Source organism: Janthinobacterium sp. GW823-FHT06H09, from assembly GCF_058794735.1.
Genome location: NZ_JBXAHC010000009.1, coordinates 254,562 through 277,199, shown reverse-complemented (window position 1 = coordinate 277,199; position 22,638 = coordinate 254,562). Strand labels below are relative to the sequence as shown.

Sequence of the window (22,638 nt, the reverse complement as noted above, 5' to 3'; positions counted from 1 at the left end):
AGAGAAAACCATGGAATTGAGTCCGACCACGCAAAAGTATATTCTGCACTGGGGTGAAATGGGCACCCGCTGGGGCGTCAACCGCACGGTGGCGCAGATCCACGCGCTGCTGTTCCTGGCCAATGAACCGCTGACGGCGGAAGACATCGCGGCCAGCCTGAACGTGGCCAGGTCCAACGTCAGCAACAGCCTGAAGGAATTGCAAAGCTGGGGCCTGGTGCGCATCACGCACGTGATGGGGGACCGGCGCGACCATTTCCTCGCCCTGCAGGATGTGTGGGAAATCTTCCGCGTCATCATGGAAGAGCGCAAGCGGCGCGAGATCGACCCCACCCTGACGGTGCTGCGCGAATGCGCAATCGAGGGCGAGCACGATGCGGCGATACCGCCGGAAACGCTGGCGCGCATGGGCGAAGTGCTGGCCTTCCTGGAAATGCTCAGCTCCACCTACAGCGACTATAAAAACCTGCCGCCGGCGACCCTGCAGCGCATGCTGTCGATGGGCGGCAAGGTGGCCAAGTTCCTCAGCCCGGACGACAAGCCGGGCAAGCAGGGAAAAGCATGAGCGGCCCCTCCGAAGGAGAGCTGTTCAAGAAGGTCATGGGCGAGCGATGGCTCGCCCTGCACCCGGACATCCGCCGCCGCTTCGAGAAAAATCCCGCGCCGGGCCAGCCCCTGTATTACCGGGGCGAGCTCAGTGAGCTCACGAGCTCGCGCCTGGGCAAGGTGCTGGGCTGGCTCACGCGCCCCTTCATCGACGGCGCCCTGATCCCGCATGACGATCACGACTTCCCCGTCGATATCGAAGTGTATTCGCGCCCCGGCTGCCCCTTCATCTTCAAGCAGCGCACCTACCGCCTGCATGGCCGCGCGCCGATCCGCTTCACGTCCTACATGGCCGAAAGCGCAAAAGGCGAAGTGCTCGAATACGTGGGCATGGGGCTGGGCATGAAGCTGGTGCTGCACGTGGAAGATGGCAATCTGCATTTCACCAGCGACGGCTATTTTTGGGATCTTTTCGGCTGGCGCCTGCCGCTGCCCGGCGTGCTCACGCCCGGCAAGACCTATCTGTGCCACCGCAACGATACGCCGCAGCAGTTCAACATCCGCATCGAGATCCGCCACGCCCTGTTTGGCACCACATTCACCCAGGTCGGCGTGTTCCGCGAATCCGCCGCGCCGGAAATTCACAAGGAGACACCATGAATACGCATTTGCTGGCCCTGCAACTGATGGCGGCGCAAGGCTGCCTGGGCGCCTTCGACACCATCTATCACCATGAAATCACGGAAGCGCTGCCGCAAAAGGCGTCGGCACGCCTGGAGCTGACCATCCATGCCACGCGCGCGCTGATCTACAGCCTGCTGTTCGTGGGCCTGGCCGCCTGGGAGTGGCATGGCGCCTGGGCCTGGGTGCTGGTCATCGTGTTTGGCGTGGAAATCGTGCTGACCCTGTGGGATTTCGTCGTCGAAGACCAGACCCGCCTCTTGCCCGCCACGGAGCGGGTCACGCACACGGTGCTGGCGATCAACGCGGGCGCCTTCATCGCCCTGCTGGCCCTGAACAGCAGCGACTGGGCGACCTTGCCGACGGCCCTCGTATGGCAGCCATATGGCTGGCTCAGCGTCTTCCTCGCCCTGTGCGGCGCGGGCGTGGGCCTGTCCGGCCTGCGCGACGCGTACGCCGTGTGGCAGCTGGGCCGGCGCAAGGTGCAGGAGAAGCAGGAGCAGGAGGAGCACCTGCATTTTGCCGCCGCGCCGCAGTCCGTGCTGGTGACGGGCGCCACGGGTTTCATCGGCCAGCAGCTGGTCAGCGCCTTGCTGGCCGACGGCCATGCGGTGACGGTGCTGACGCGCCAGCCGAAACAGGCCGCGTGGACGTTTAACGGCCAGGTGCGCTGCATCCGGTCGTTCGACGAGCTGGCGGATGCACGGCGCATCGACATGGTGGTCAACCTGGCCGGCGCGCGCATCGTCGGCAAGCGCTGGACGGAGGCGCGCAAGGCGGCCCTGCGCCGCAGCCGCGTGGCGCTGACGCAGGACCTGGTGGCGTGGATCGCCCGCGCCCAGCACAAGCCGAGGGTGCTGCTGTCGGCGTCGGCCATCGGCTACTACGGCGTGCAGCCGCAGGGCGACGCGACGGAATTGACGGAGGACAGCGCGCCGCAAGCCATCTTCATGTCGCAGCTGTGCCAGGAATGGGAAGCGGCGGCGCGCCAGGCGGAAAAATTTGGCGTGCAGGTGGGCTGCATGCGCTTTGGCCTCGTCTTCGGCCACCAGGGTTCGCTGCCGCAGATGCTGCTGCCGATACGCTTCGGTGCAGGCGGCCCGCTGGGCAGCGGCAAGCAGTGGGTCACGTGGGTGCATGTGCGCGACGTCATCCGCGGCATCGCCCATGTGGCGCGCCGCAGCGAACAGGGTGCCGTGAGCGGCGCGTATAACTTCTGCGCGCCGGAAGCGATCGAGCAGCGCCGCTTTGCCCAGGTGGCGGGCGCCGTGCTGCACCGCCCCAGCGTCGTGCCCACGCCGGCCTTCGTCATGCGCGCCTTGCTGGGCGAGCAGGCAGACTTGCTGGTGGAAGGCCAGCGGGTCGCCCCGCGCCGCCTGCTGGACGACGGATTCAGCTTCCGTTATCCGCAGCTGGAAGGCGCGCTGCGCAGTTTGTGACGTGGGGTGGTATCGCGTTGCTCCGGGCGTAGAATAGGCATGCTCCGGGGTCAGACCCGGCGGGTCTGACCCCACAGGAGAAATCCATGCCCCGCTTCAGCCATACGATAGACAGTCATGTTTACCAGTTTGCCAGCCTGAAGGAGCTGCTGGCCAAGGCCACGCCGCCGCGTTCGGGCGACGTGCTGGCCGGCGTGGCGGCCGCCAGCGCGCGCGAGCGGGTGGCGGCGCAACTGGCGCTGGCCGAGGTGCCGCTGTTAACCTTTCTCAATGAGGCGCTGGTGCCGTATGAAGGCGATGAAGTCACGCGCCTGATCATCGACACCCACGCGCGCGCCGCGTTCGCGCCCATTTCCCATCTGTGCGTAGGCGACTTTCGCGACTGGCTGCTCGACGACGCGACGGACACGCCCACGCTGTCGCAGGTGGCCGCCGGCATCACGCCGGAAATGGCGGCCGCCGTCTCGAAAATCATGCGCCTGCAGGACCTGGTGCTGGTGGCCCGCAAGTGCCGTGTCGTCACGGCTTTCCGCAATACCCTGGGCCTGGAAGGGCGTCTGTCCGCGCGGCTGCAGCCGAACCATCCGACGGATGACGCCACGGGGATTGCCGCATCGATGCTCGATGGCCTGCTGCTGGGCAGCGGCGACGCCGTGATCGGCATCAATCCCGCCACCGACAACGTGGCGCAGGTGGTTTCGCTGCTGCACCTGCTCGACGCCGTCATAGCTCAATATCAGATTCCCACGCAGTCCTGCGTGCTCACGCACATCACCAATACGCTCGAAGCGATCCGCCGCGGCGCGCCCGTCGACCTGGTGTTCCAGTCGGTGGCGGGCACGCAGGCGGCCAACCGCAGTTTCGGCATCGACCTGGCCTTGCTGGCCGAGGGGCAGGCGGCGGCCCTGTCGCTGGGGCGCGGCACGGTGGGCAGCAACGTCATGTATTTCGAGACGGGGCAGGGCAGCGCCCTGTCGGCCGGCGCCCACCACGGCATGGACCAGCAGACGTGCGAGGCGCGCGCGTATGCGGTGGCGCGCGCGTATCAGCCGCTGCTGGTCAATTCCGTGGTGGGCTTCATCGGCCCCGAGTATCTGTACGACGGCAAGCAGATCATGCGCGCGGGACTGGAAGACCATTTCTGCGCCAAGTTATTGGGTTTGCCCATGGGCTGCGACGTGTGCTACACCAACCACGCGGAAGCGGACCAGGACGACATGGATGCCTTGCTGACCATGCTGGGCGTGGCCGGCTGCAATTTCATCATGGGCGTGCCGGGCGCGGACGACATCATGCTCGGCTACCAGAGCACCTCGTCCCACGACGCCCTGTATGCGCGCCGCGTGCTGGGCCTGCGTCCCGCACCCGAATTCGCGGCCTGGCTGGCGCGCATGCAGATCACGGATGCGCAGGGAAATCTGAACACGGCGCTGGCGCCGGCCTTCCAGGCGGCCCTGCTGCGCCTGGACGATTAGGGAGGATACATGGACGAGAAAACCCCGTGGCAAACGCTGCGCGCGCATACGGCGGCGCGCATCGCGCTGGGACGCCGCGGCGTGAGCGTGCCGACCAGGGCGCAGCTGGCGTTCCAGCTGGCCCACGCGCAGGCGCGCGACGCCGTGCACCTGGCCCTCGATGGCGAAGCCCTGGCGCGCGACTTGGCCGCGCAGGGGCAAGCCAGCGTGCATCTGCACAGCGCCGCCGCCACGCGTGCCGACTATCTGCAACGCCCCGACCTGGGGCGCCGGCTCGACGATGCTTCACGGGCGCGCCTGGCCGCTGGTACGACGGGAGTGGACCTGGCGCTGGTGGCGGCCGACGGCCTGTCGGCGCTGGCGATACAACGCCACGCGGCGCCGTTCCTGGCCGCTTTGCGCGCACGGCTGGCGCTGGAAGCATGGACGTTGTCGCCACTGCACATCGTGGCGCAGGGGCGGGTGGCCGTCGGCGACGAGGTGGGCGAATTGATCAAAGCGCGGGCCGTGCTGGTGCTGATCGGCGAGCGGCCGGGCCTCAGTTCCCCGGACAGCCTGGGCCTGTACCTGACGTGGGCGCCGACAGTGGGCTTGCTGGACGAGCGCCGCAACTGCATCTCGAACGTGCGCCCCGAGGGGCTGGCGTATGCGCCGGCCGCGTACCGGCTGCACTACCTGCTGTCGCAGGCGTTCAGCCGGCAGTTGTCGGGCGTGGACTTGAAGGATGAAACGGTGGAAGAGGGCGCGGCCCTGGCGGGCGCGCGCAACTTCCTGCTGGCGTGATCAGACTTCGCGGATTTCGTCGAGCGGCCAGCGCGGGCGCACGTTGAACGAGTAATCGTGCTTGGCGGCGTCGGGGTTGATCTGCAGGCGCATGGCGCCGGCAAAGGCGATCATGGCGCCGTTGTCGGTGCAGAATTCCAGCTCCGGGTAATACACTTTAAAACGCTTCTTGGCGGCGGCCGCGTTGAGCGAGGCACGCAGCTGCGCGTTGGCGCCCACGCCGCCGGCGATCACCAGGCGTTTCAAGCCCGTGTGCTTGAGGGCCGACACGCATTTGGCCGTCAGCACGTCGACGATGGCGTCGACGAAGCCGCGCGCGATATTCGCCTTGTCCTGCTCGCAGATATTGGCGATGACTTTTTCTTCATGGTTTTTCACCACCGTCAGCACGGCCGTCTTCAGGCCGGAAAAGCTGAAGTTGAAATCCTTCGAGTGCAGCATGGGGCGCGGCAGTTTATATGCCAGCGGGTCGCCGAATTCGGCCAGGCGCGAAATGGCGGGGCCGCCCGGGTAACCGAGTCCCAGCAGCTTGGCCGACTTGTCGAACGCCTCGCCGGCCGCATCATCGAGGGTTTCGCCCAGCATCGTGTACTGACCCACGCCATCGACGCGCATCAGCTGCGTGTGGCCGCCCGACACCAGCAGGGCGATGAAGGGGAATTCCGGCGGCTCGGACGCCAGCAGCGGCGACAGCAAATGGCCTTCCAGGTGGTGGATGCCCAGCACCGGCTTGTTGATGGCCAGGCCCAGGCTGCAGGCGACGGACGATCCCACCAGCAGCGCGCCGGCCAGTCCCGGACCCTGCGTGTAGGCGATGGCATCGATTTCGGACAGGCCGATGCCGGCCTTCGTCAGGGTCTCTTCGAGCAGCGGGATGGCGCGGCGGATATGGTCGCGCGACGCCAGTTCCGGCACCACGCCGCCGTACTGCTCGTGCATGGCGACTTGCGAATAGAGGGCGTGCGACAGCAGGCCGCGTTGCGTGTCGTACAAGGCCAGGCCGGTTTCGTCACAGGAGGATTCGACGCCAAGAACAATCATGAAGGTACTGAATAGGGAGGAGTAATCCGCCATTGTAAAGGAAAGCCGGGCAGTCCACCGTGCGGCCGGCGCACCATTTCGGCCGCAGTGTGCACTTGCGCAGTGCGCCGCGGGCCGGTTTTGCCCGCGATTTTGGCTGCATTGCGCCTGGAACGGCACTGGCACCGCTCTTGCTTAGACAGGCGTGTGCCTTTTTCAAGGAGCTTGCGATGCCGGAACAATGGAAAATGATTTGCCGCCTGAAGGACATGCCGCTGGCGGGCGCGCGCATGGTGCAGCGGGGGCTGGCGTGGCAGGATTTGCCCGGCGTGGCGCTGTTTCGCGCGGTGGACGATACGGTCTACGCGCTGCTCGACACGGTGCCGTGCCTGGGCGGCCCGCTGGCGCAGGGGGTGCTGATGGAGAAAAACCTGATGGGGCCGAAGAACGGCTGGATCATCGAGCTCGATTCGGGCCGCCTGGTGGCGCCCGTGCAGGGCATGGCGCGCATGTATGCCGTGCGCATCCTCGACGGGCGCGTCTACCTGGACGTCAATGAACTGAATGTCCCGGCCAGCAAGGCGGAGCAGGCGCTGGCGGGATCGTTCGCCGTGCTGCCGCATGTGCAGATGGCGTGATGAAGGGAAAAGCAAAAACGGCGCACAGGGCGCCGTTCTTTGTCTGCAGTGATGTGTCGGCTTACGCGCTACGCGCTAAGCCGACCTACGTATTGACGCGGCCGGCCGGGTAGGTCGGATTAGGCCCACAGGGCCGTAATCCGACAACATCGTTGGCGGTATATTTTACGCAGGGCGATTGAGCAGGTGCGCATGCGCATCGCGCAGCATGGTGGCCGTCGTGTCCCAGTCGATGCAGCCGTCCGTGACGGAGCAGCCGTAGGTCAGTTGCGACAGGTCTTGCGGGATCTTCTGGTTGCCGCCGACGATGTTCGATTCGATCATCACGCCCACCAGCGAGCGGTTGCCCTGGCGGATCTGGTTGACCACGTCGCCCATCACCAGCGGCTGCAGCTCCGGCTTTTTATAGCTGTTCGCGTGCGAGCAGTCGACCACCAGGTTGGCCGGCAGCTTGGCCTTGGCCAGCGCCTGTTCGGCGATGGCGATCGAGACGGAATCGTAGTTCGGGCGGCCGTCGCCGCCGCGCAGCACCACGTGGCCGTACGCGTTGCCGCGCGTGCGCACGATGGCGACGTTGCCTTCGGCGTTAATGCCCAGGAAGGAGTGCGGGTGCGCCGACGACAGGATGGCGTTGACGGCGATGCTGATGTCGCCATCGGTGCCGTTCTTGAAGCCGACCGGTGTCGACAGACCCGACGACATTTCGCGGTGCGTCTGCGATTCCGTCGTGCGCGCGCCGATGGCCGTCCAGGCGATCAAGTCGCCCAGGTATTGCGGCGAGATGGGGTCCAGCGCTTCGGTGGCGGTGGGCAGGCCCAGTTCGCACACGTCGAGCAGGAACTGGCGCGCCTTTTCCATGCCTTCGTTGACCTTGAACGAATCGTCCATGTACGGGTCGTTGATGTAGCCCTTCCAGCCCGTGGTGGTACGCGGTTTTTCGAAATACACGCGCATCACCAGCAGCATCGTATCCTTGACTTCCTCTTGCAACGCTTTCAGGCGGCGCGCGTAATCGAGGCCGGCGACGGGGTCGTGGATCGAGCACGGACCGACGACGACGAACAAGCGCTGGTCCTTGCGGTCGATGATGTTGCGCAGCGCTTCGCGGCCGCGGCTGACGGTGTCGAAGGCGCTTTCCGACAGGGGCAGCTTGGCGTGCAGTTCGGCCGGTGTCGGCATGGGCGCGAAAGAGGTGACGTTGATATTTTCGATGTCTGGCGTATTCATGATTCTGGCTCGGCTTTCGCTATTGCGTTCTTTAAGAGGCAATAGTGTAGCGGAAATGCGGCCTGGCGGCGGGGTTGGGGCCAAAACGGAATGCATGAGTTGTTTTTATGGCAGGGCCGGCACGCCGCCGGCCCCCTTGCTGCCGGGCGCTCAGCGGCCGCTGGCCAGGCTGGTGCCAACGCTGTAGCGGGCGATGCGCTGGTAGTTGCCGGCCAGCTCGGGCGGCCGGGGCAGGCCGGGATGGCGCCGCACGTGCGCGAGGATGGCCGTTTCATGCTGGCGTATCTGTGCGTCCAGACAAGCGATTTGCTGGCACAACAGGGCGTGCAGCGCATGCTGGCAAGCCTGCAGATGGGCGTCGAGGCGCGCCGACTCCTGCTTGCGCACGCCTGCGATGGCATGCAGGCGGCGCAGCCACAAGCGCAGTTCCACGTAGGCGGGCGAGGGCGGCGTCCAGCCAGCGGGGCGTTTGTCCTCGCAGTAATTGGCCAGCACCACGGCGCCGTGCGCCGCGTCCTCGGGCAAGCCTTGGCCGCGCAGATAGTCTGCCAGCTGCGCGGGTTGGGCGTCGCAGACCAGCATGCCCATATCGGCCAGCATGCGCGCTGGCGTCTCGCTGTACGGGGCGTCGAGGCGCATGCAGACGCGCAAGCCCATGACGGGCACGTCGTTCCTTTGCAGCCAGCTGCGCAGCCAGCGGTAGCCGGCCATGTCGTTTTCCAGCACCTTGCACAGCACGTCGCCGCCCGAGCGCAGCACGGCTTTCAGCAGCAGTTTGCCCGTTTCGATGCCGACGAAGGCCGTTTCCTGTTTGATCGCGTGTTCCATGATGAGTTCCCCCTGTGCAGTCTTATACGCAGCGGCGGCGCGTTTGGATGCAGGCGCGAAGCACATTCATCAAAAAAATAGCTGGAAAGACTGTTGCATCGGCGCCTATGGCATCCTTCAGCCCGTCTGCAAGGGGAAAAATCCGTGTAAGCTGGCGCCATGACGACTGTTTCCATCCCCCATACCGATGTGGCCGGCGAGCCATTTCCTGCAGCACGTTTCATCAAAGAAATAGGACGCGGCAAGAACGGCGCGCGCAGCATGACGCGCGACGATGCTCGCGCCCTGTACCGCGCCATGCTCGAGGGCCGCGTGTCGGACCTGGAACTGGGCGGCATTTTGTTGTCGATGCGCATCAAGGGCGAGTCCGTGGACGAGATCGCCGGCTTCCTCGACGCTGCCGAAGCCTCGTTCGTCCCGCTGGCCGCGCCGGCAGGCGAATTCGCGCCCATCATCATTCCCAGCTACAACGGCGCGCGCAAGATGGCGAACCTGACGGCCTTGCTGGCGCTGCTGCTGGCGCGCGCGGGCGCACCCGTGCTCGTGCATGGCGTCACCAGCGACCCGGGCCGCATCACGACGGCCGAGGTGCTGGCCGCGCTGGGTGTGCCCGCCTCGCCGGACCATGCGCAAGCCGAGGCCGCCATGGCGCGCGGCGAAGCGGCCTTCCTGCCCATCGAGGTGCTGGCGCCGCGCCTGGCGCACATGCTGTCGCTGCGGCGCGTGCTGGGCGTGCGCAATTCCACGCACACCCTCGTGAAAATCATGCAGCCGTTCGCCGGGCCCGCCCTGCGCCTGGTGTCGTACACGCATCCCGAGTACCTGGAAATGCTCGGTGAATATTTCCTGACTGCCTGCGATCCCGCGCGCGGCGACGCCTTCCTGATGCGCGGCACGGAAGGCGAAACGGTGGCCAACGCCAACAAGGCGCAGCAGATCGACTGGTTCCACGACGGCGAGCGCACGGTGCTGGTGGAAAAGCAGTTGCTGGTGGAAGAGTTGCCGCATTTGCCGGCCGAGCGCGACGCGGCCACCACGGCGGCCTGGATCGCGGCCGTGCTGCGCGGCGAGGTGCCCGTGCCGCCGTCGATCGCCGAACAGGTGGAGCAATGCTTGACGACATCGCGGCAGATTGCGGCACGGCCGCGCTAGCCGCGCCGCCGCAGTTTACAATGGCGTCTTTGTAATCAGCGGTGACCGGAATTCTTATGGCAAAACAATTTGATGTGGCAGTGATCGGCGCGGGCGCGGCCGGCATGATGTGTGCGGCTGTTGCCGCCCAGCAAGGCAAGCGCGTGGTGTTGGTCGATCACGCGGCCAAGCTGGCCGAAAAGATCCGCATCTCGGGTGGCGGACGGTGTAATTTCACCAATATTAACGCCACCCCACAAAATTTCCTCTCGGAAAACCCGCATTTCTGCAAGAGCGCGCTGTCGCGCTACACGCCGCAGGATTTCCTCGCCCTGGTGAAAAAATACCGGATCGGTTACCACGAAAAGCACAAGGGCCAGCAATTCTGTAATGAATCGGCCGAGCAGATCATCGACATGCTCAAGGACGAGTGCGCCACCGGCGGCGTGCACTGGCGCATGCCGTGCAAGATCGACAATGTTGTTCAGCAAGACGACGGCGGCTTCGTGCTGCAGACCGATAGCGGCGACATCGAAACGGCCAGCATCGTTATCGCCACGGGCGGCCTGTCGATCCCGAAGATCGGCGCCACCGACTTTGCCTATCGCATCGCCAAGCAATTCGGTCTGGCAATGGTCGAGCCGCGTCCGGCCCTGGTGCCGCTGACGTTCGACCCGGCCAGCTGGGCGCCGTTCGCGGAATTGTCCGGCATCGCGCTGGAAGTGGATGTGGAAACGGGCAGCCTGCAAGGCCGCAAGGCCACGGGCGCGCGTTTTCGCGAAGATTTGCTGTTCACGCATCGCGGCCTGTCCGGTCCGGCGATTTTGCAGATTTCCAGCTACTGGCTGCCGGGCGAGCCCATCGTCATCAACCTGTTGCCGGAAGTCGATGTGGCGCAGACCTTGATCGAAGGCAAGGGCACCCTGAAGAAGCAGCTGGGCAATATCGTCGCCCAATGGCTGCCGCAGCGCCTGGCGGACTGCCTGCTGGCCACGAACGGCCTGGCGCCGGACGCGCGCATCGCCGACATGCCCGACGCGCAGCTGCGCAAGCTGGGGCAGGCCATCAATGCCTGGTCCATCGTGCCCAACGGTTCCGAAGGCTACCGCAAGGCGGAAGTGACGCGCGGCGGCATCGACACGCGCGAACTGTCGCAGCAGACCATGATGGCCAATAAGGTGCCGGGCCTGTATTTCATCGGCGAGTCGGTCGACGTGACGGGCTGGCTGGGCGGCTACAACTTCCAGTGGGCCTGGGCTTCCGGCGTGGCGGCAGGTATTGCCTTGCAGTAAGCAACTCTGTAGGATGGGCGCACCGGTGCGTGGTTTACGCCACATTCCGGCAGCGACCTCAGGCTGCATGCCGCACGCAAGTGGGGAGGGGCTTCCCTTTCCGAATAAAAGCTGCTACTATCTATCTCTTCCTATACACCACCTCAACGGTTTGAATTTTACATGACCACTATTCGCCTTAAAGAAAACGAGCCGTTCGAAGTCGCAATGCGTCGCTTCAAACGCACCATCGAAAAAACGGGTCTGCTGACCGAATTGCGCGCTCGCGAATTCTACGAAAAGCCAACAGCTGAGCGCAAGCGCAAGCTGGCAGCTGCTGTCAAGCGTCATTACAAACGCATCCGCAGCCAACAACTGCCGAAAAAATTATTCTAAGACTGTTCAGTCAGAACCAACCCGGGTAGTTCGGCGCATTGTTCGCCACGGGTTTTGTTTTGATTCGCCTGGAGTGATACTTCAGATGAGTCGCATACCCGCTCCGGTTCGCCGCAGCGGGTTTTCGCTTTTGTGGCCCGTACTTGTTTCTGGCCGCGCACGAGCACCGTTCCCATACTGACCAACGAGGATTGCCATGAGCTTGAAAGAACAAATTACCGAAGACATGAAAAACGCCATGCGCGCCAAGGAAACGGGCAAGCTGGGCACGATTCGCCTGTTGCTGGCGGAAATCAAGCGCAAGGAAGTCGACGAGCGCATCGAATTGACGGATGCCCACGTGACGGCCATCGTGGAAAAGATGATCAAGCAGCGCAAGGATTCGATCACCCAGTTCGAAGCCGGTGGCCGCGCCGACCTGGCCGACATCGAAAAAGCCGAGCTGGTACACCTGATCGGCTACATGCCTGCCGGCCTGTCGGACGAGGAAGTGGCGGCCGAAGTGGCTGCCGCCGTGGCCGCCTCGGGCGCCGCCGGTCCGCAAGACATGGGCAAGGTCATGGCCATCGTCAAGCCGAAGCTGGCTGGCCGCGCCGACATGACCGTGGTGTCCGCGCTGGTCAAGAAAGCCTTGACGCCGGCCGCGTAAGCAACAATAGTAGCAAGGGCTGCCCGCCGTCGCGCTGGCAGCCTGTTAAACAGCCCACACGTTGACCTGGCTCAACCTCCGGCCACGTGCGGTAGTATAGTCTGACCTATAACAAGACCCGCCCTAGCCAGTGATACCTCAATCCTTCATTTCCGATTTGCTCAACCGCGTCGATATCGTCGATGTCGTGGGGCGCTATGTGCAGCTGAAAAAAGGCGGCGCCAATTTCATGGGCTTGTGCCCGTTCCACAGTGAAAAGTCGCCCAGCTTTACCGTCAGCCCCACCAAGCAGTTCTACCACTGCTTCGGCTGCGGCGCGCATGGCACCTCGATCGGCTTCCTGATCGAGTACTCGGGCATGGGCTTTGTCGATGCCGTCAAGGACCTGGCGCAGAACGTGGGCATGGTCGTGCCGGAAGCGGACGACAAGATCCCGCCAGCCCAGCGCGCGCAGATCCAGGCGCAAAGCCTGGCCCTGTCCGACGCCATGACGCAGGCGTGCGATTATTACCGCGGGCAATTGCGCCACGCGCCGGAAGCCATCGCCTACCTCAAAAACCGGGGCTTGACGGGCGAAGTGGCCGCTCGCTTCGGCATGGGTTTCGCGCCCGGCGGCTGGGACAATCTGCGTTCCGTCTTCCCCGATTACGACGTGGTGGCCCTGGCCGAGGCCGGTCTCGTGATCGACAAGGTCGATGAAGAGGGTAACAACCGCAAGCGCTACGACCGTTTCCGCGAACGCATCATGTTCCCGATCCGCAATACCAAGGGCCAGGTCATCGCCTTTGGTGGCCGCGTGCTCGACCATGGCGAACCGAAATACCTGAATTCCCCGGAAACCCCCTTGTTTTCCAAGGGATTCGAACTATATGGGCTGTTCGAGGCGCGCCAGGCCATCCGCGACGCCGGCTACGTGCTGGTGACGGAAGGCTATATGGACGTGGTGGCGCTGGCGCAGATGGGTTTCCCGCAAGCGGTGGCCACCCTAGGCACGGCGTGCACGCCCACCCACGTGCAGAAACTGCTGCGCCAGACCGACAACGTGATTTTCAGCTTCGATGGCGACAAGGCCGGCCGCCGCGCGGCGCGCCGCGCGCTGGAAGCGAGCCTGGCCCACGTGTCGGACAATAAAACGATCAAATTCCTGTTCTTGCCGTCGGAACACGATCCGGACAGCTATATCCGCGAATTCGGCGCCGAAGGTTTTGAGCAGCAAGTGCATGAAGCGATGCCGCTGTCGCAATTCTTGCTGAAAGAAGTGTCGGGCGAGCATGATTTGTCGGAACCGGAAGGGCGCGCCCGCGTGCAGTTCGACGCCAAGCCCCTGCTGCAGCTGATGGCGCCGTCGTCCCTTCGCCTGCAGATCGTGCGCGGGCTGGCCCAGCTGACGCAGTCCACGCCGGCCGAGATCGAAGCGCTGTTCGAGCTGGCCAAACCTGTTGCCGTGGCGCACCGCGCGCCGCCGAAATCGGGCCGCCCCGTGCCCGTGGGTCTTGAATTGAAGATCATGCGCATGCTGGTGGCGCATCCGCCCTTGACCCTGCGCATCGACGAAGCGGCGCTGACCGCCTTCCAGCACCTGGGACCCGATGCGGCGCACAGCCTGGGGCAGCTGGTGGCCGTGGGCCAGGCGCTGGGCGAGCACGGCAGTTTTGCCGCGCTGGCGCAGCAGTTGAAGGAGCTGGGCAGCGAATACGACGAGATCATCGGCGAGATCGCGGCCGGCACGGAATCCGATTACGACAGCGAATTGTCGTGGCTGGTGAGCACCATCCGCGAGATCAAATTGAATGCCTTGAAGGCGGAATTGCAGCAATTGTTTGCGTCGGGTTTGCCATCGGAGAAAATTGGTGTACGCTACCGCGAAATCATGCAGGAGCAGGGCGAGCTGGAACGCGAACGCGATGCCGAGTTGGTGAATCGCTAACCTTGCCCTGAGGGTATGTCGCGCACTGGAAAAACATTTTTCGCGTGCTATAATTAAATGCTAAGTATTGTGTGCTTTGGCAAGCTAGTTCTGTTTCGTAAATAGTATTTGTTTTCAGTAAGTTAGGCTCTTGATCGGCGCGGTGGATCGTGTCGGCAGCCAGGGCCAACTGGCGCTTTCGGCGTTGCGGGCAAGGCTCGCGGACGCTGGCAAGCCGCGCCAGGCTCTCGCTCCCAACGCGGTCGATGCAGGAATTTTTGCCGAGGCGGCTGGCAACAGCCGGTGGACAGGAATTGCTGCGCTTCCCGCGGATCGTGGCCGATGAGGTGTAAGTAACGTAACAGTGTCGAATTTGCGTAGTCGGCAGGTTCGAAGATGGTGGTTCCCGCAGGTAGACAGGGAACTGGCAGCAAACTTTATCCTAATCCACCGTAAAGCAAGTCGTTGTGTAATCGAAAGCGCCTGTGCCAATCAAGAAACCCGAATCCAAAGCGGCTGCAAAGCCCACTAAAGTTACCACGAAAGCCGAAAAGGCGCTCGACCGGCCAGAAGCGCGCGTGACCAGCGCGCCCGTGGTCAGCCAGACCACCGACGCCGCTACCCTGGCGGCCATCGATACGTCCGGTTATGTCTTGCCGTCGGTAAAAGTGCCAGGCCGCCGCGGCCGCAAGCCAAAAGAATTCCAGCCAGAAAATGATGAAGTCGCCGCCCTGAACGCCGTCGAGCGGGCCGAACTGAAGGCCGTCGACAAGGCCAAGGCCAAGGACCGCAAGGCGAAAGAGCGCGCGCTGCTGAAGGACGCGTTCTCGTCCGACACGGAAGCGAGCGAAGAAGAACTCGAGCGCCGGCGCCAGAAACTCAAGACCCTGATCAAGTTCGGCAAGGAACGCGGTTTCCTGACGTATGCGGAAATCAACGATCACTTGCCCGAAAACATCGTCGATCCGGAAGCCATCGAAGGCATCATCGGTACCTTCAATGACATGGGCATCGCCGTCTACGAACACGCGCCTGATGCGGAAACCTTGTTGCTGTCCGATAACGTTGCCGTCGTCACCAGCGACGACGAGGCGGAAGCGGCGGCCGAGGCCGCATTGTCGACCGTCGACTCCGATTTCGGCCGCACCACCGATCCCGTGCGCATGTACATGCGCGAGATGGGCTCGGTCGAGCTGCTGACGCGCGAAGGCGAGATCGAGATTGCCAAGCGCATCGAAGATGGCTTGAAAGACATGATCCAGGCCATTTCCGCCTGCCCCGTGACGATTGCCGAGATCATCGCCGCCGCCGACCGCATCGCCAACGAAGAGATCAAGATCGACGAAATCGTCGACGGTCTCGTCGATGAAAACGAACCGGTCGCCGCCGCTCCTGTCGTGTCCGCTCCCGTCGAAGAAGACGAGGAAGAAGGCGAAGCGGAAGAAGAGGAAGAAGAAGAGGAAGAAGAAGCGAGCGCTTCGGGCGCCGCCGGTTTCTCGGCTGAACAGCTGGAAACCCTGAAACGCACGGCGCTGGAAAAATTCGCCGTCATTTCGCAGCAATTCGACAAGATGCGCCGCGCTTTCGAAAAAGAAGGCTACAACTCGAAACCGTACGCCAAGGCGCAGGAAGCCATTTCGCAAGAGTTGCTGGGTATCCGCTTCACGGCCAAGGTCGTGGAAAAGCTGTGCGACACCTTGCGCGGCCAGGTCGATGAAGTGCGCCATATCGAGAAACAGATCCTCGACGTGGCCGTGAACCGCTGCGGCATGCCGCGCGCCCACTTCATCAAGGTCTTCCCGGGCAATGAAACCAATCTGGACTGGGTCGATGGCGAAGTCAACGCAGGACACGCGTACAGCGCCATCCTGGGCCGCAACATTCCGACCGTCAAGGAACTGCAGCAGCGCCTGATCGACCTGCAGGCGCGCGTCGTCTTGCCGCTGCCGGACTTGCGCAATATCAACCGCCAGATGGCGGCCGGTGAAATGAAGGCGCGCAAGGCCAAGCGCGAAATGACGGAGGCCAACTTGCGCCTGGTTATTTCGATCGCCAAGAAATACACGAACCGGGGCCTGCAATTCCTCGATTTGATCCAGGAAGGCAATATCGGCCTGATGAAGGCCGTCGACAAGTTCGAGTACCGCCGCGGCTACAAGTTCTCGACGTATGCGACCTGGTGGATCCGCCAGGCGATTACCCGCTCGATCGCCGACCAGGCGCGCACGATCCGCATTCCCGTGCACATGATCGAGACGATCAACAAGATGAACCGGATTTCCCGCCAGATCCTGCAGGAAACAGGCGCGGAGCCCGATCCGGCCACTCTGGCGATCAAGATGGAGATGCCCGAGGACAAGATCCGCAAGATCATGAAAATCGCCAAGGAACCGATTTCGATGGAAACGCCGATCGGCGACGACGACGATTCGCACCTGGGCGACTTCATCGAGGACAACAACACCCTGGCGCCGGCCGACGCAGCGCTGCACGCGTCCATGCGGGGCGTGGTCAAGGACGTGCTCGATTCCCTGACGCCACGCGAAGCGAAAGTGCTGCGCATGCGTTTCGGCATCGAGATGTCCACCGACCACACCTTGGAAGAAGTGGGCAAGCAATTTGACGTGACGCGCGAGCGCATCCGCCAGATCGAAGCCAAGGCGCTGCGCAAGCTGCGCCACCCATCGCGCTCCGACAAGCTGAAAAGCTTCTTGGAAGGCAACTAGAAGCCAATAGGGCTTGACGTACGCCCCTGATACCCCTATCCTCGCGTGTCCGTTTCCAAAACGGCCGCGCGAGGCGGGTTTTCAACAGCGCCGCCACGCCGCAGTCCCTTGGGCCTCTAGCTCATGCTTGGTTAGAGCAGCGGACTCATAATCCGTTGGTGCCGTGTTCGACTCACGGGAGGCCCACCAGAATTTTGCATTAATAGAATTAGCCCCAGCGGGTGACTGCTGGGGCTTTTTTATGCGCGAGACAATCAGCGCAAGGTTTGGTCGTTTGGATGGGCTGGTTCTGGCTTTGTCACTAATTTCATCTTATATCGGTACGGAGTGCATAGGAGGTGCTGTGCACTTTGCCTGCCGTTCGACCTTGTATTTGCAATTAAGTACGCTACAGGTCATTATCGTTGTTCAATGCGGCTATGGTTGGGCTTGTGTCTGAATGGCGGACCTGACCCTGCCACCCTACTTTACCAGCCGTTCGATCTTGTATTTGCAATTGAGTACGCCGCAGGTCATCACCGCATTTTCAATGCGGCTATGGTTGTGCTTGTGTCTGAATTGCGGACCTGACCCTGTCAACTCTGCGTTCGATCTTAATTAGGGCTTCTGTAGACTGGGAATGGTTGCCAGTGGTGCCAAAAGTGCGGCTTTTGCGGGAGCCTGTACGTCGTGTTCGCTATCTCACAAAAGGGCAGGCGGAATCGCTCTTATTGCAACTACCGCCGCACCTCGCAGAAATGACAGCATTTTCGTTGGCGACTGGTCTTCGTAAGAGCAATGTGACAGCGTTATGTTGGGCGCAAGTTGACTTATCTAGGAGGCTTGCCTGGATACATCCAGATCAATCTAAAACCCGAAGAGCAATTGCTGTGCCTCTAAATGTTGATGCTCTACGTATCGTTGCGCTGCAGCTTGGCAAGCACCCTGTAAGAGTTTTTAGCTATAAAGGTGAGCCTGTGGCTCAAGTTACAACGGCCGCATGGTATAAAGCGTTGAAACGATGTGGTATCGAGGATTTTCGTTGGCACGATTTGCGGCATACGTGGACTAGCTGGCATGTGCAGAACGGTACGCCTTTGAATGTTTTACAGGAGCTTGGTGGCTGGGAGAGTTCTCAAATGGTACGGAGATACGCACATTTCTCTGCATCTCATCTGGCAGCGTATGCAGAAAAATTACCTTTTCTAATTAAATGAAATGTTGAATATTTTTGCGATTTTCGTTTTATTTTTATGAGTTATTTAAAAGTGATTGGGGTTCTATGGCCATACTTGATATTTTTTCAAAAAGAAGAAAGCGTGAGAGAGGAGAATATTCTGATGTTTATGTATATGATAATATTCCAGGGGAGTTAAGAGTTCAAATAGTCCATATAATTTCTGACGCTATAGGTTGGGATTCTGTTTATGGGAGCTATATGGCAAAAAACCTCTATGAGAAAATGCATGATTCGCTATGTAAAGAATATGGAGTATTTGAACTTCAAAAGGGTAATCATGATAAAAGAGATGCATTTTTATATTTTATTTTAAATGAGTCTGATATAGAAAGATTTTTTGATGCTGTGGAGGTTGCATTTAGAAAAATTAGTATATTTCTAAGGGGGAATTCATATTATTCCTCTAAAACTACTAGGAAATCTAGTCCTGATGAGGCGCTTCAAGACTTAAATTCAAGGTTCAAGGAGCATGCTGTAGGATTTCAGTTTGAGAGTGATGAAATAATTAGGGTTGATTCCGAATTTGTCCATGCTGAGGTAATAAAGCCGACATTGGCATTTTTGCGAGGTTCTGAATATTCAGGTGCAAATGAGGAGTTTTTAAGTGCGCATGAACATTATCGGCATGGACGATATAAAGAATCCCTTGTTGACTCTCTTAAAGCTCTTGAAAGTACGATGAAGGCTATTTGTGTGGTCAGGCGGTGGGAGTTCAGGCCAGGTGATACTGCAAAGAATCTCATATCAATATGCTTTGATAGAGGACTTATTTCATCATATTTGGAGTCTCATTTCTCATCATTGCGCTCAACTATCGAAAGTGGCGTTCCTACGTTGAGGAATAAAAATGGTGGGCATGGACAAGGTGTCGATCCGGTAGTTGTGCCAGAATATTTGGTAAGATATACGTTAAATATGACGGCTACTACTATATTATTTTTGGTGGAAGCGAATAATTCCATTTCATGATTTTTAGATTTTAGTGTATTGTCTGAAGAGTACTGTGTGTTGCCTTACATTTTATTGAGCATTGGTAGAGCATGTGTCTCATAATCCATTGATGCCGTATTCGATTCACGGGAGACTCACCAGAATTGAGCAATATTAGAATACGCCCCGGCGGGCCACTGCCGGGGCTTTTTTCGTGCTGTCGTACAATCGCGGCATAGCGATTGACGAAGGATGAAACGAGATGACTGCTGAAGTGAAGATTGACGATATCGTGGTGGGCGACGGCAAGGCGGCGGCGCGCGGCGCTCTGATTACGGCGCATTACCGGGGCTGGCTGGAAGACGGCACGGAGTTTGACTCGTCGCACAAGCGGGGCGAGCCGTTTCGCTGTGTGTTGAGCAATAACAAGGTCATTCAGGGTTGGATTCTGGGTTTGCACGGCATGCAGGTGGGCGGCACGCGCAAGCTGTGGGTGCCGGCGGCGCTGGCCTATGGCGAGCGGCAGGTGGGCTTGATTCCGCCGCATGCCAATTTGATCTTCGAGATTGAATTGCTGGAAGTGCTGACACGCGATTGATCGCTTGACGCGCAATCAGGCGGGCAGGGCGCTTGCCTTCGCTCCGGCTTGTTGCGTGAACAGTTGCTCGATGTCGGCGCGCAGCGCCTGCTGCGTGGGGAAATTGGCATAGCGCAAGGTCACGTAGCCGGCCAGCCTGAGCATGGCGTCGCGCTCCTTGTCCTGGCGTTCGCGGCCGGCGTGGCTGCGGTCGTCCAGTTCGATCACGGCGATGACGTGCAGTTGCTGGCTGCACAGCACAAAATCGGCCACCTTGCGGTCGAAACGGTTTCTGTTTGCCCGTCCCTGCGCCGTCACCAGTGCGGAAAACGCCACTTGCGCCAGCACCGTGCATTCCGGCAAGGCCGTTTGCAGCAGGTGGTACATCTGCTGTTCGCGTGTTGTCATGACGGGTTTTCTTTGCAGACGCAGCGGCCTGCGAGATTTCGCAGCCTGGCGCGTGGCCAGCATGGCAAGGAACAGGATCACTGCCGCGATGGCGATCAGGACGGTGTAGGAAGGCATGGGCTGGTACCAGAATGGACGAGCCCTGATGGTACGCGAACAGCGGCGTGTTTTCGTGCCGCCGCCAGCGTATTTCAGATGGTGCGCTTGTGGAAGATCAAGCCTGTTTCAGGTTGACCTGCATCATGCCCAGCAGCGGCGCGATCTCGTGCAGGCTGGCGACTTCACAGGTGGGGATGGCGGCCGAGGTGTTGCCCATGCCGTCCGGGTTGAACCAGCAGCTGGCTATGCCGTAGCGGTTGGCGCCCAGGATGTCGGCGTCTAGCCGGTCGCCGATGATGATGGTCGTTTCCTTGTTGAATGCGCGCGCCATGTTGGCCGCGTATTCGAAGAAGCGCACGTCCGGCTTGGCGTGGCCGCACGCTTCGGAGGTGGCGACGAAGGAGATGTAGTCGCTCAGGCCGGAGGCGGCGATGCGGCGGTTCTGGATGGCGTCGACGCCGTTGGTGATGATGCCCACTTCGCCAATGCGCGACAGCGTTTCGCACACTTGCTTGGCGCCATCGATGAGCACGACCGTGTCCGGCAGCGATTCCAGATACAAGCGGCTGGCCAGTTCCGGGTCGATGGCGATGCCGTTCAGCGCAAACGTCTTGCGGAAGCGTTCCACCTTCAGGAAATCCTTGCTCACCTCACCCGTCTCGAAACGTTTCCACAGGTCGACGTTGATCGCCTGGTACTGGGTAAACAGCGCGTCGATGCCGTCGCGCAAGCCCAGTTCGTGCATGGTGTGCAGAAACGAGCGTTTTTCGGACGCGCGGAAGTCGAGCAGGGTATCGTCGAGGTCAAACAGGAATAGCTGGTAGGTCATGGTATGTATTGAAAGCGTGGAACTTGTCTTGCATCGTAGCACGTAGCGCTGAGTTCGGTTGGCCGTGCCCTGCGCGGGCGATCCGCTACAATCGCTGCCGGACCCGTCACTTTCACTTCATTCCTTTCATGACCCAGCTCTCCGTCAACGTCAATAAAATCGCCCTGCTGCGCAATTCGCGCGGCCGCAATTTCCCGGACCTGCTCGCGTTTTCCGCGCGCTTTCTCGACCTGGGCGCGGCAGGCATCACCTTGCACCCGCGCCCGGACCAGCGCCATGCGCGCTACGATGATGTTGCCGCCTTGCAGCGCCTGTGCGCGGAACGGGGGCGCGAACTCAACGTGGAGGGCTATCCGGCGGCGGACTTTTTGGACGTGGTGAAAAGCGCGCGCCCGGCGCAATGCACCCTGGTGCCCGATATGCCGGGCCAGCTGACGTCCGATCACGGCTGGGACATCGAACGGCACGCGGCGCTGTTGCGCCCCGTTATTGGGGAATTGAACGACCTGGGCATCCGCGTCAGCCTGTTCGTCGATGCCGACTATCCGGCGCTGGAATGGGCGCGCGAGGTGGGCGCGGCGCGGGTCGAGCTGTACACGGAACGGTTTGCCGAGAGTTATGGCGGCGGGCAGGCCGAGGCCGTGTTTGACACGTATCTGCAGGCGGCGCGGCGGGCACAGGCGCTGGACCTGGGCGTGAATGCGGGGCACGACCTCGATTTGCATAACCTGGCGCGCTTCCTGGACATTCCCGGCATCCTGGAGGTGTCGATCGGCCACGCGCTGGTGGTCGAGTGCATCGAGCAAGGCATGGACAAGGTGCTGGGACGCTACCTTGAGATATGTCAATCGTAGGGCTGCCGCACATCGAACGCGCTTGCCGCTTGCTGACCTTGCTTACCAGTCATTTCTGAATGGATTTTTGCATGTTTGACGCAACTGCGGGGAGTGGCTTGAGCAGTGGTATTGAGCGCACTATTTGCACTGAAAACTGACTATTTTCGTTTGCTGTGTAATGGCTGCAACGCACTGTTTGACGCCTGGCAAAGCCATGCGCAGGTAGCGTTCGGTACCGGCATACAGGCAGTCCACCTGAAACAGATACTCGGGTGCATCAAAATTGATGTCCCAGCGTTGATGCAAGGTGCCGTTGCGTGTCCATTCCTTGTCCGGGGCCAGGATAGGCAACGCTTCGCCAACTGCTGGCGGCTGATCCGCCGGATAGGACAGCACGCGTACGCTGTCGAGCCTGGCGGCTGGCAGGTTCCAGCTTGAGGGAGGCGCTTGCGGGCAAGACACGGATGCAATGGGGGCCGCGGCAGCTGGCCGCATCGCTGCGGCAGCGATGGCCAATACCAACAGTGCGAGCGGCTTCATTCCACTACCGAATAGAGTTCGGGACGATTCGATGCCCCCGCCGCCGAACGGCCGAAGTAGATCACGCGGGCGCTGGGCTTGTGGTTACGCCACTGGTCGAAAATTTCTATGCCGCCAGGCACCTGGCGGATGAGCAGCGCCGCATGATTGCCCTGCCGCAGATTCGGATAGCGGCCGTTGACGAAGGTGGCAATCACTGTACCTTTCGCGATACCGCCTTGTTCCAGCAGATCCGGCACATTGTCTCCTTCGCGCCAAAGCGATGAGGCACGGGCGCCGGTGAGGTGCCTGACCAGGGTAACGCACTCGCCATTTCCCACGAACTCTTTTTGCTTCGCATAATCGGCACGCGCAATGTAGGGCATAGCGTTGCGCTCTGTGGCTGACGATAGGGAGAGCGTATGCAAGGCGCGGGCAAGCAGCTTGATGTGTGCCAGAGCAATACAGAACATTGACATGTGTCATGGCCCCGCCTGGTGCACGG

At 61.3% G+C, this 22,638-nt stretch carries 23 protein-coding genes and 1 tRNA gene; 17 read left to right on the top strand and 7 right to left on the bottom strand.

The genetic code is table 11. The features are described 5' to 3' along the window. The first annotated feature begins 10 nt into the window (after window positions 1-10). The 5 genes from AC1Q6X_RS17700 (at window position 11) to eutC (ending at window position 4,924) form a co-directional block, all read left to right on the top strand. Complete coding sequence (locus AC1Q6X_RS17700) at window positions 11-565, top strand: GbsR/MarR family transcriptional regulator (protein WP_492497949.1); 555 nt, start codon at window positions 11-13, stop codon at window positions 563-565. Then, a complete protein-coding gene (locus AC1Q6X_RS17695; protein ID WP_409027900.1) occupies window positions 562-1,206 on the top strand; it encodes a DUF4166 domain-containing protein in 645 nt (214 codons plus the stop codon). The genes AC1Q6X_RS17700 and AC1Q6X_RS17695 overlap by 4 nt, the downstream gene beginning before the upstream one ends. Continuing rightward, window positions 1,203-2,666, top strand: coding sequence for a TIGR01777 family oxidoreductase (locus AC1Q6X_RS17690; protein ID WP_492497948.1), 1,464 nt, complete (start codon window positions 1,203-1,205; stop codon window positions 2,664-2,666). Before AC1Q6X_RS17695 ends, AC1Q6X_RS17690 begins: the two co-directional genes overlap by 4 nt. A gap of 86 nt (window positions 2,667-2,752) precedes the next feature. Further along, window positions 2,753-4,141 (top strand): ethanolamine ammonia-lyase subunit EutB, encoded by a 1,389-nt coding sequence (locus AC1Q6X_RS17685; RefSeq protein ID WP_492497947.1) that lies wholly within the window; start codon window positions 2,753-2,755, stop codon window positions 4,139-4,141. 9 nt (window positions 4,142-4,150) lie between these two features. Next, window positions 4,151-4,924, top strand: coding sequence for an ethanolamine ammonia-lyase subunit EutC (gene eutC / locus AC1Q6X_RS17680; RefSeq protein WP_230502257.1), 774 nt, complete (start codon window positions 4,151-4,153; stop codon window positions 4,922-4,924). Here the strand turns inward: eutC and tsaD are convergent, their stop codons facing one another. Next, a complete protein-coding gene (gene tsaD, locus AC1Q6X_RS17675) occupies window positions 4,925-5,965 on the bottom strand; it encodes a tRNA (adenosine(37)-N6)-threonylcarbamoyltransferase complex transferase subunit TsaD (RefSeq protein ID WP_099409665.1) in 1,041 nt (346 codons plus the stop codon). A gap of 209 nt (window positions 5,966-6,174) precedes the next feature. Here tsaD and AC1Q6X_RS17670 point away from each other — a divergent pair, with 209 nt between their 5' ends. Next, the gene (locus tag AC1Q6X_RS17670; protein ID WP_492497946.1) at window positions 6,175-6,582 is read left to right on the top strand and encodes a nitrite reductase (NAD(P)H) small subunit; all 408 of its coding nucleotides are present in this window, start codon (window positions 6,175-6,177) and stop codon (window positions 6,580-6,582) included. 165 nt (window positions 6,583-6,747) lie between these two features. Here the strand turns inward: AC1Q6X_RS17670 and AC1Q6X_RS17665 are convergent, their stop codons facing one another. Together AC1Q6X_RS17665 and AC1Q6X_RS17660 are read right to left on the bottom strand one after the other, a co-directional pair. After that, entirely contained in the window at window positions 6,748-7,809 is a 1,062-nt protein-coding gene (locus tag AC1Q6X_RS17665; RefSeq protein WP_070223112.1) for a 3-deoxy-7-phosphoheptulonate synthase, read from the bottom strand. 150 nt (window positions 7,810-7,959) lie between these two features. Beyond that, window positions 7,960-8,637, bottom strand: a complete 678-nt coding sequence (locus AC1Q6X_RS17660; RefSeq protein ID WP_492497945.1) for a hypothetical protein — start codon at window positions 8,635-8,637, stop codon at window positions 7,960-7,962. Window positions 8,638-8,796: 159 nt separating this feature from the next. On the opposite strand from AC1Q6X_RS17660, the gene ybiB reads away from it, so the two are divergent. From ybiB to AC1Q6X_RS17610, 10 genes are all read left to right on the top strand, one after another. Then, window positions 8,797-9,789, top strand: coding sequence for a DNA-binding protein YbiB (ybiB, locus tag AC1Q6X_RS17655; RefSeq protein ID WP_492497944.1), 993 nt, complete (start codon window positions 8,797-8,799; stop codon window positions 9,787-9,789). Window positions 9,790-9,845: 56 nt separating this feature from the next. Continuing rightward, complete coding sequence (locus tag AC1Q6X_RS17650; RefSeq protein WP_492497943.1) at window positions 9,846-11,060, top strand: BaiN/RdsA family NAD(P)/FAD-dependent oxidoreductase; 1,215 nt, start codon at window positions 9,846-9,848, stop codon at window positions 11,058-11,060. Between the two features lie 162 nt (window positions 11,061-11,222). Then, window positions 11,223-11,435, top strand: coding sequence for a 30S ribosomal protein S21 (gene rpsU / locus AC1Q6X_RS17645; RefSeq protein WP_008451879.1), 213 nt, complete (start codon window positions 11,223-11,225; stop codon window positions 11,433-11,435). A 196-nt stretch (window positions 11,436-11,631) separates the two neighbouring features. After that, window positions 11,632-12,084 (top strand): GatB/YqeY domain-containing protein, encoded by a 453-nt coding sequence (locus AC1Q6X_RS17640; RefSeq protein ID WP_070223119.1) that lies wholly within the window; start codon window positions 11,632-11,634, stop codon window positions 12,082-12,084. A gap of 130 nt (window positions 12,085-12,214) precedes the next feature. Then, complete coding sequence (gene dnaG / locus AC1Q6X_RS17635; protein WP_070287782.1) at window positions 12,215-14,011, top strand: DNA primase; 1,797 nt, start codon at window positions 12,215-12,217, stop codon at window positions 14,009-14,011. 464 nt (window positions 14,012-14,475) lie between these two features. Beyond that, a complete protein-coding gene (gene rpoD / locus AC1Q6X_RS17630) occupies window positions 14,476-16,716 on the top strand; it encodes an RNA polymerase sigma factor RpoD (protein ID WP_070287785.1) in 2,241 nt (746 codons plus the stop codon). A 110-nt stretch (window positions 16,717-16,826) separates the two neighbouring features. Further along, window positions 16,827-16,905: transfer RNA gene (locus AC1Q6X_RS17625), tRNA-Ile, on the top strand. 440 nt (window positions 16,906-17,345) lie between these two features. Continuing rightward, window positions 17,346-17,912, top strand: a complete 567-nt coding sequence (locus AC1Q6X_RS17620; RefSeq protein WP_492497942.1) for a site-specific integrase — start codon at window positions 17,346-17,348, stop codon at window positions 17,910-17,912. A gap of 65 nt (window positions 17,913-17,977) precedes the next feature. Then, entirely contained in the window at window positions 17,978-18,904 is a 927-nt protein-coding gene (locus tag AC1Q6X_RS17615) for an abortive infection family protein (protein ID WP_492497941.1), read from the top strand. A 223-nt stretch (window positions 18,905-19,127) separates the two neighbouring features. Then, window positions 19,128-19,463, top strand: a complete 336-nt coding sequence (locus tag AC1Q6X_RS17610) for an FKBP-type peptidyl-prolyl cis-trans isomerase (RefSeq protein WP_492497940.1) — start codon at window positions 19,128-19,130, stop codon at window positions 19,461-19,463. A 15-nt stretch (window positions 19,464-19,478) separates the two neighbouring features. Here the strand turns inward: AC1Q6X_RS17610 and AC1Q6X_RS17605 are convergent, their stop codons facing one another. Next, the gene (locus AC1Q6X_RS17605; protein ID WP_492497939.1) at window positions 19,479-19,967 is read right to left on the bottom strand and encodes a DUF2726 domain-containing protein; all 489 of its coding nucleotides are present in this window, start codon (window positions 19,965-19,967) and stop codon (window positions 19,479-19,481) included. A gap of 97 nt (window positions 19,968-20,064) precedes the next feature. Beyond that, window positions 20,065-20,778, bottom strand: coding sequence for a YjjG family noncanonical pyrimidine nucleotidase (locus AC1Q6X_RS17600; protein WP_492497938.1), 714 nt, complete (start codon window positions 20,776-20,778; stop codon window positions 20,065-20,067). Window positions 20,779-20,906: 128 nt separating this feature from the next. On the opposite strand from AC1Q6X_RS17600, the gene AC1Q6X_RS17595 reads away from it, so the two are divergent. Further along, window positions 20,907-21,632, top strand: coding sequence for a pyridoxine 5'-phosphate synthase (locus AC1Q6X_RS17595; protein WP_492497937.1), 726 nt, complete (start codon window positions 20,907-20,909; stop codon window positions 21,630-21,632). 120 nt (window positions 21,633-21,752) lie between these two features. On the opposite strand, the gene AC1Q6X_RS17590 is transcribed toward AC1Q6X_RS17595, so the two are convergent. Both AC1Q6X_RS17590 and AC1Q6X_RS17585 read right to left on the bottom strand, forming a co-directional pair. Continuing rightward, window positions 21,753-22,154: an STY0301 family protein gene (locus AC1Q6X_RS17590; protein WP_492497936.1), complete on the bottom strand. Its 402-nt coding sequence runs from the start codon at window positions 22,152-22,154 to the stop codon at window positions 21,753-21,755. Then, window positions 22,151-22,612 (bottom strand): BPSL0067 family protein, encoded by a 462-nt coding sequence (locus AC1Q6X_RS17585; protein ID WP_492497935.1) that lies wholly within the window; start codon window positions 22,610-22,612, stop codon window positions 22,151-22,153. The genes AC1Q6X_RS17590 and AC1Q6X_RS17585 overlap by 4 nt, the downstream gene beginning before the upstream one ends. Window positions 22,613-22,638: the final 26 nt, after the last annotated feature.

Coding starts and splice junctions, on each gene's coding strand:
- AC1Q6X_RS17665 (WP_070223112.1), bottom strand. CDS start 7,809: ATGAATACGCCAGACATCGAAAATATCAACGTCACCTCTTTCGCGCCC.
- AC1Q6X_RS17685 (WP_492497947.1), top strand. CDS start 2,753: ATGCCCCGCTTCAGCCATACGATAGACAGTCATGTTTACCAGTTTGCC.
- AC1Q6X_RS17590 (WP_492497936.1), bottom strand. CDS start 22,154: ATGAAGCCGCTCGCACTGTTGGTATTGGCCATCGCTGCCGCAGCGATG.
- rpsU (WP_008451879.1), top strand. CDS start 11,223: ATGACCACTATTCGCCTTAAAGAAAACGAGCCGTTCGAAGTCGCAATG.
- AC1Q6X_RS17640 (WP_070223119.1), top strand. CDS start 11,632: ATGAGCTTGAAAGAACAAATTACCGAAGACATGAAAAACGCCATGCGC.
- AC1Q6X_RS17600 (WP_492497938.1), bottom strand. CDS start 20,778: ATGACCTACCAGCTATTCCTGTTTGACCTCGACGATACCCTGCTCGAC.
- AC1Q6X_RS17610 (WP_492497940.1), top strand. CDS start 19,128: ATGACTGCTGAAGTGAAGATTGACGATATCGTGGTGGGCGACGGCAAG.
- AC1Q6X_RS17605 (WP_492497939.1), bottom strand. CDS start 19,967: ATGCCTTCCTACACCGTCCTGATCGCCATCGCGGCAGTGATCCTGTTC.
- AC1Q6X_RS17615 (WP_492497941.1), top strand. CDS start 17,978: ATGGCCATACTTGATATTTTTTCAAAAAGAAGAAAGCGTGAGAGAGGA.
- tsaD (WP_099409665.1), bottom strand. CDS start 5,965: ATGATTGTTCTTGGCGTCGAATCCTCCTGTGACGAAACCGGCCTGGCC.
- AC1Q6X_RS17690 (WP_492497948.1), top strand. CDS start 1,203: ATGAATACGCATTTGCTGGCCCTGCAACTGATGGCGGCGCAAGGCTGC.
- AC1Q6X_RS17670 (WP_492497946.1), top strand. CDS start 6,175: ATGCCGGAACAATGGAAAATGATTTGCCGCCTGAAGGACATGCCGCTG.
- AC1Q6X_RS17695 (WP_409027900.1), top strand. CDS start 562: ATGAGCGGCCCCTCCGAAGGAGAGCTGTTCAAGAAGGTCATGGGCGAG.
- eutC (WP_230502257.1), top strand. CDS start 4,151: ATGGACGAGAAAACCCCGTGGCAAACGCTGCGCGCGCATACGGCGGCG.
- AC1Q6X_RS17585 (WP_492497935.1), bottom strand. CDS start 22,612: ATGTCAATGTTCTGTATTGCTCTGGCACACATCAAGCTGCTTGCCCGC.
- AC1Q6X_RS17650 (WP_492497943.1), top strand. CDS start 9,846: ATGGCAAAACAATTTGATGTGGCAGTGATCGGCGCGGGCGCGGCCGGC.
- AC1Q6X_RS17660 (WP_492497945.1), bottom strand. CDS start 8,637: ATGGAACACGCGATCAAACAGGAAACGGCCTTCGTCGGCATCGAAACG.
- AC1Q6X_RS17700 (WP_492497949.1), top strand. CDS start 11: ATGGAATTGAGTCCGACCACGCAAAAGTATATTCTGCACTGGGGTGAA.
- AC1Q6X_RS17595 (WP_492497937.1), top strand. CDS start 20,907: ATGACCCAGCTCTCCGTCAACGTCAATAAAATCGCCCTGCTGCGCAAT.
- ybiB (WP_492497944.1), top strand. CDS start 8,797: ATGACGACTGTTTCCATCCCCCATACCGATGTGGCCGGCGAGCCATTT.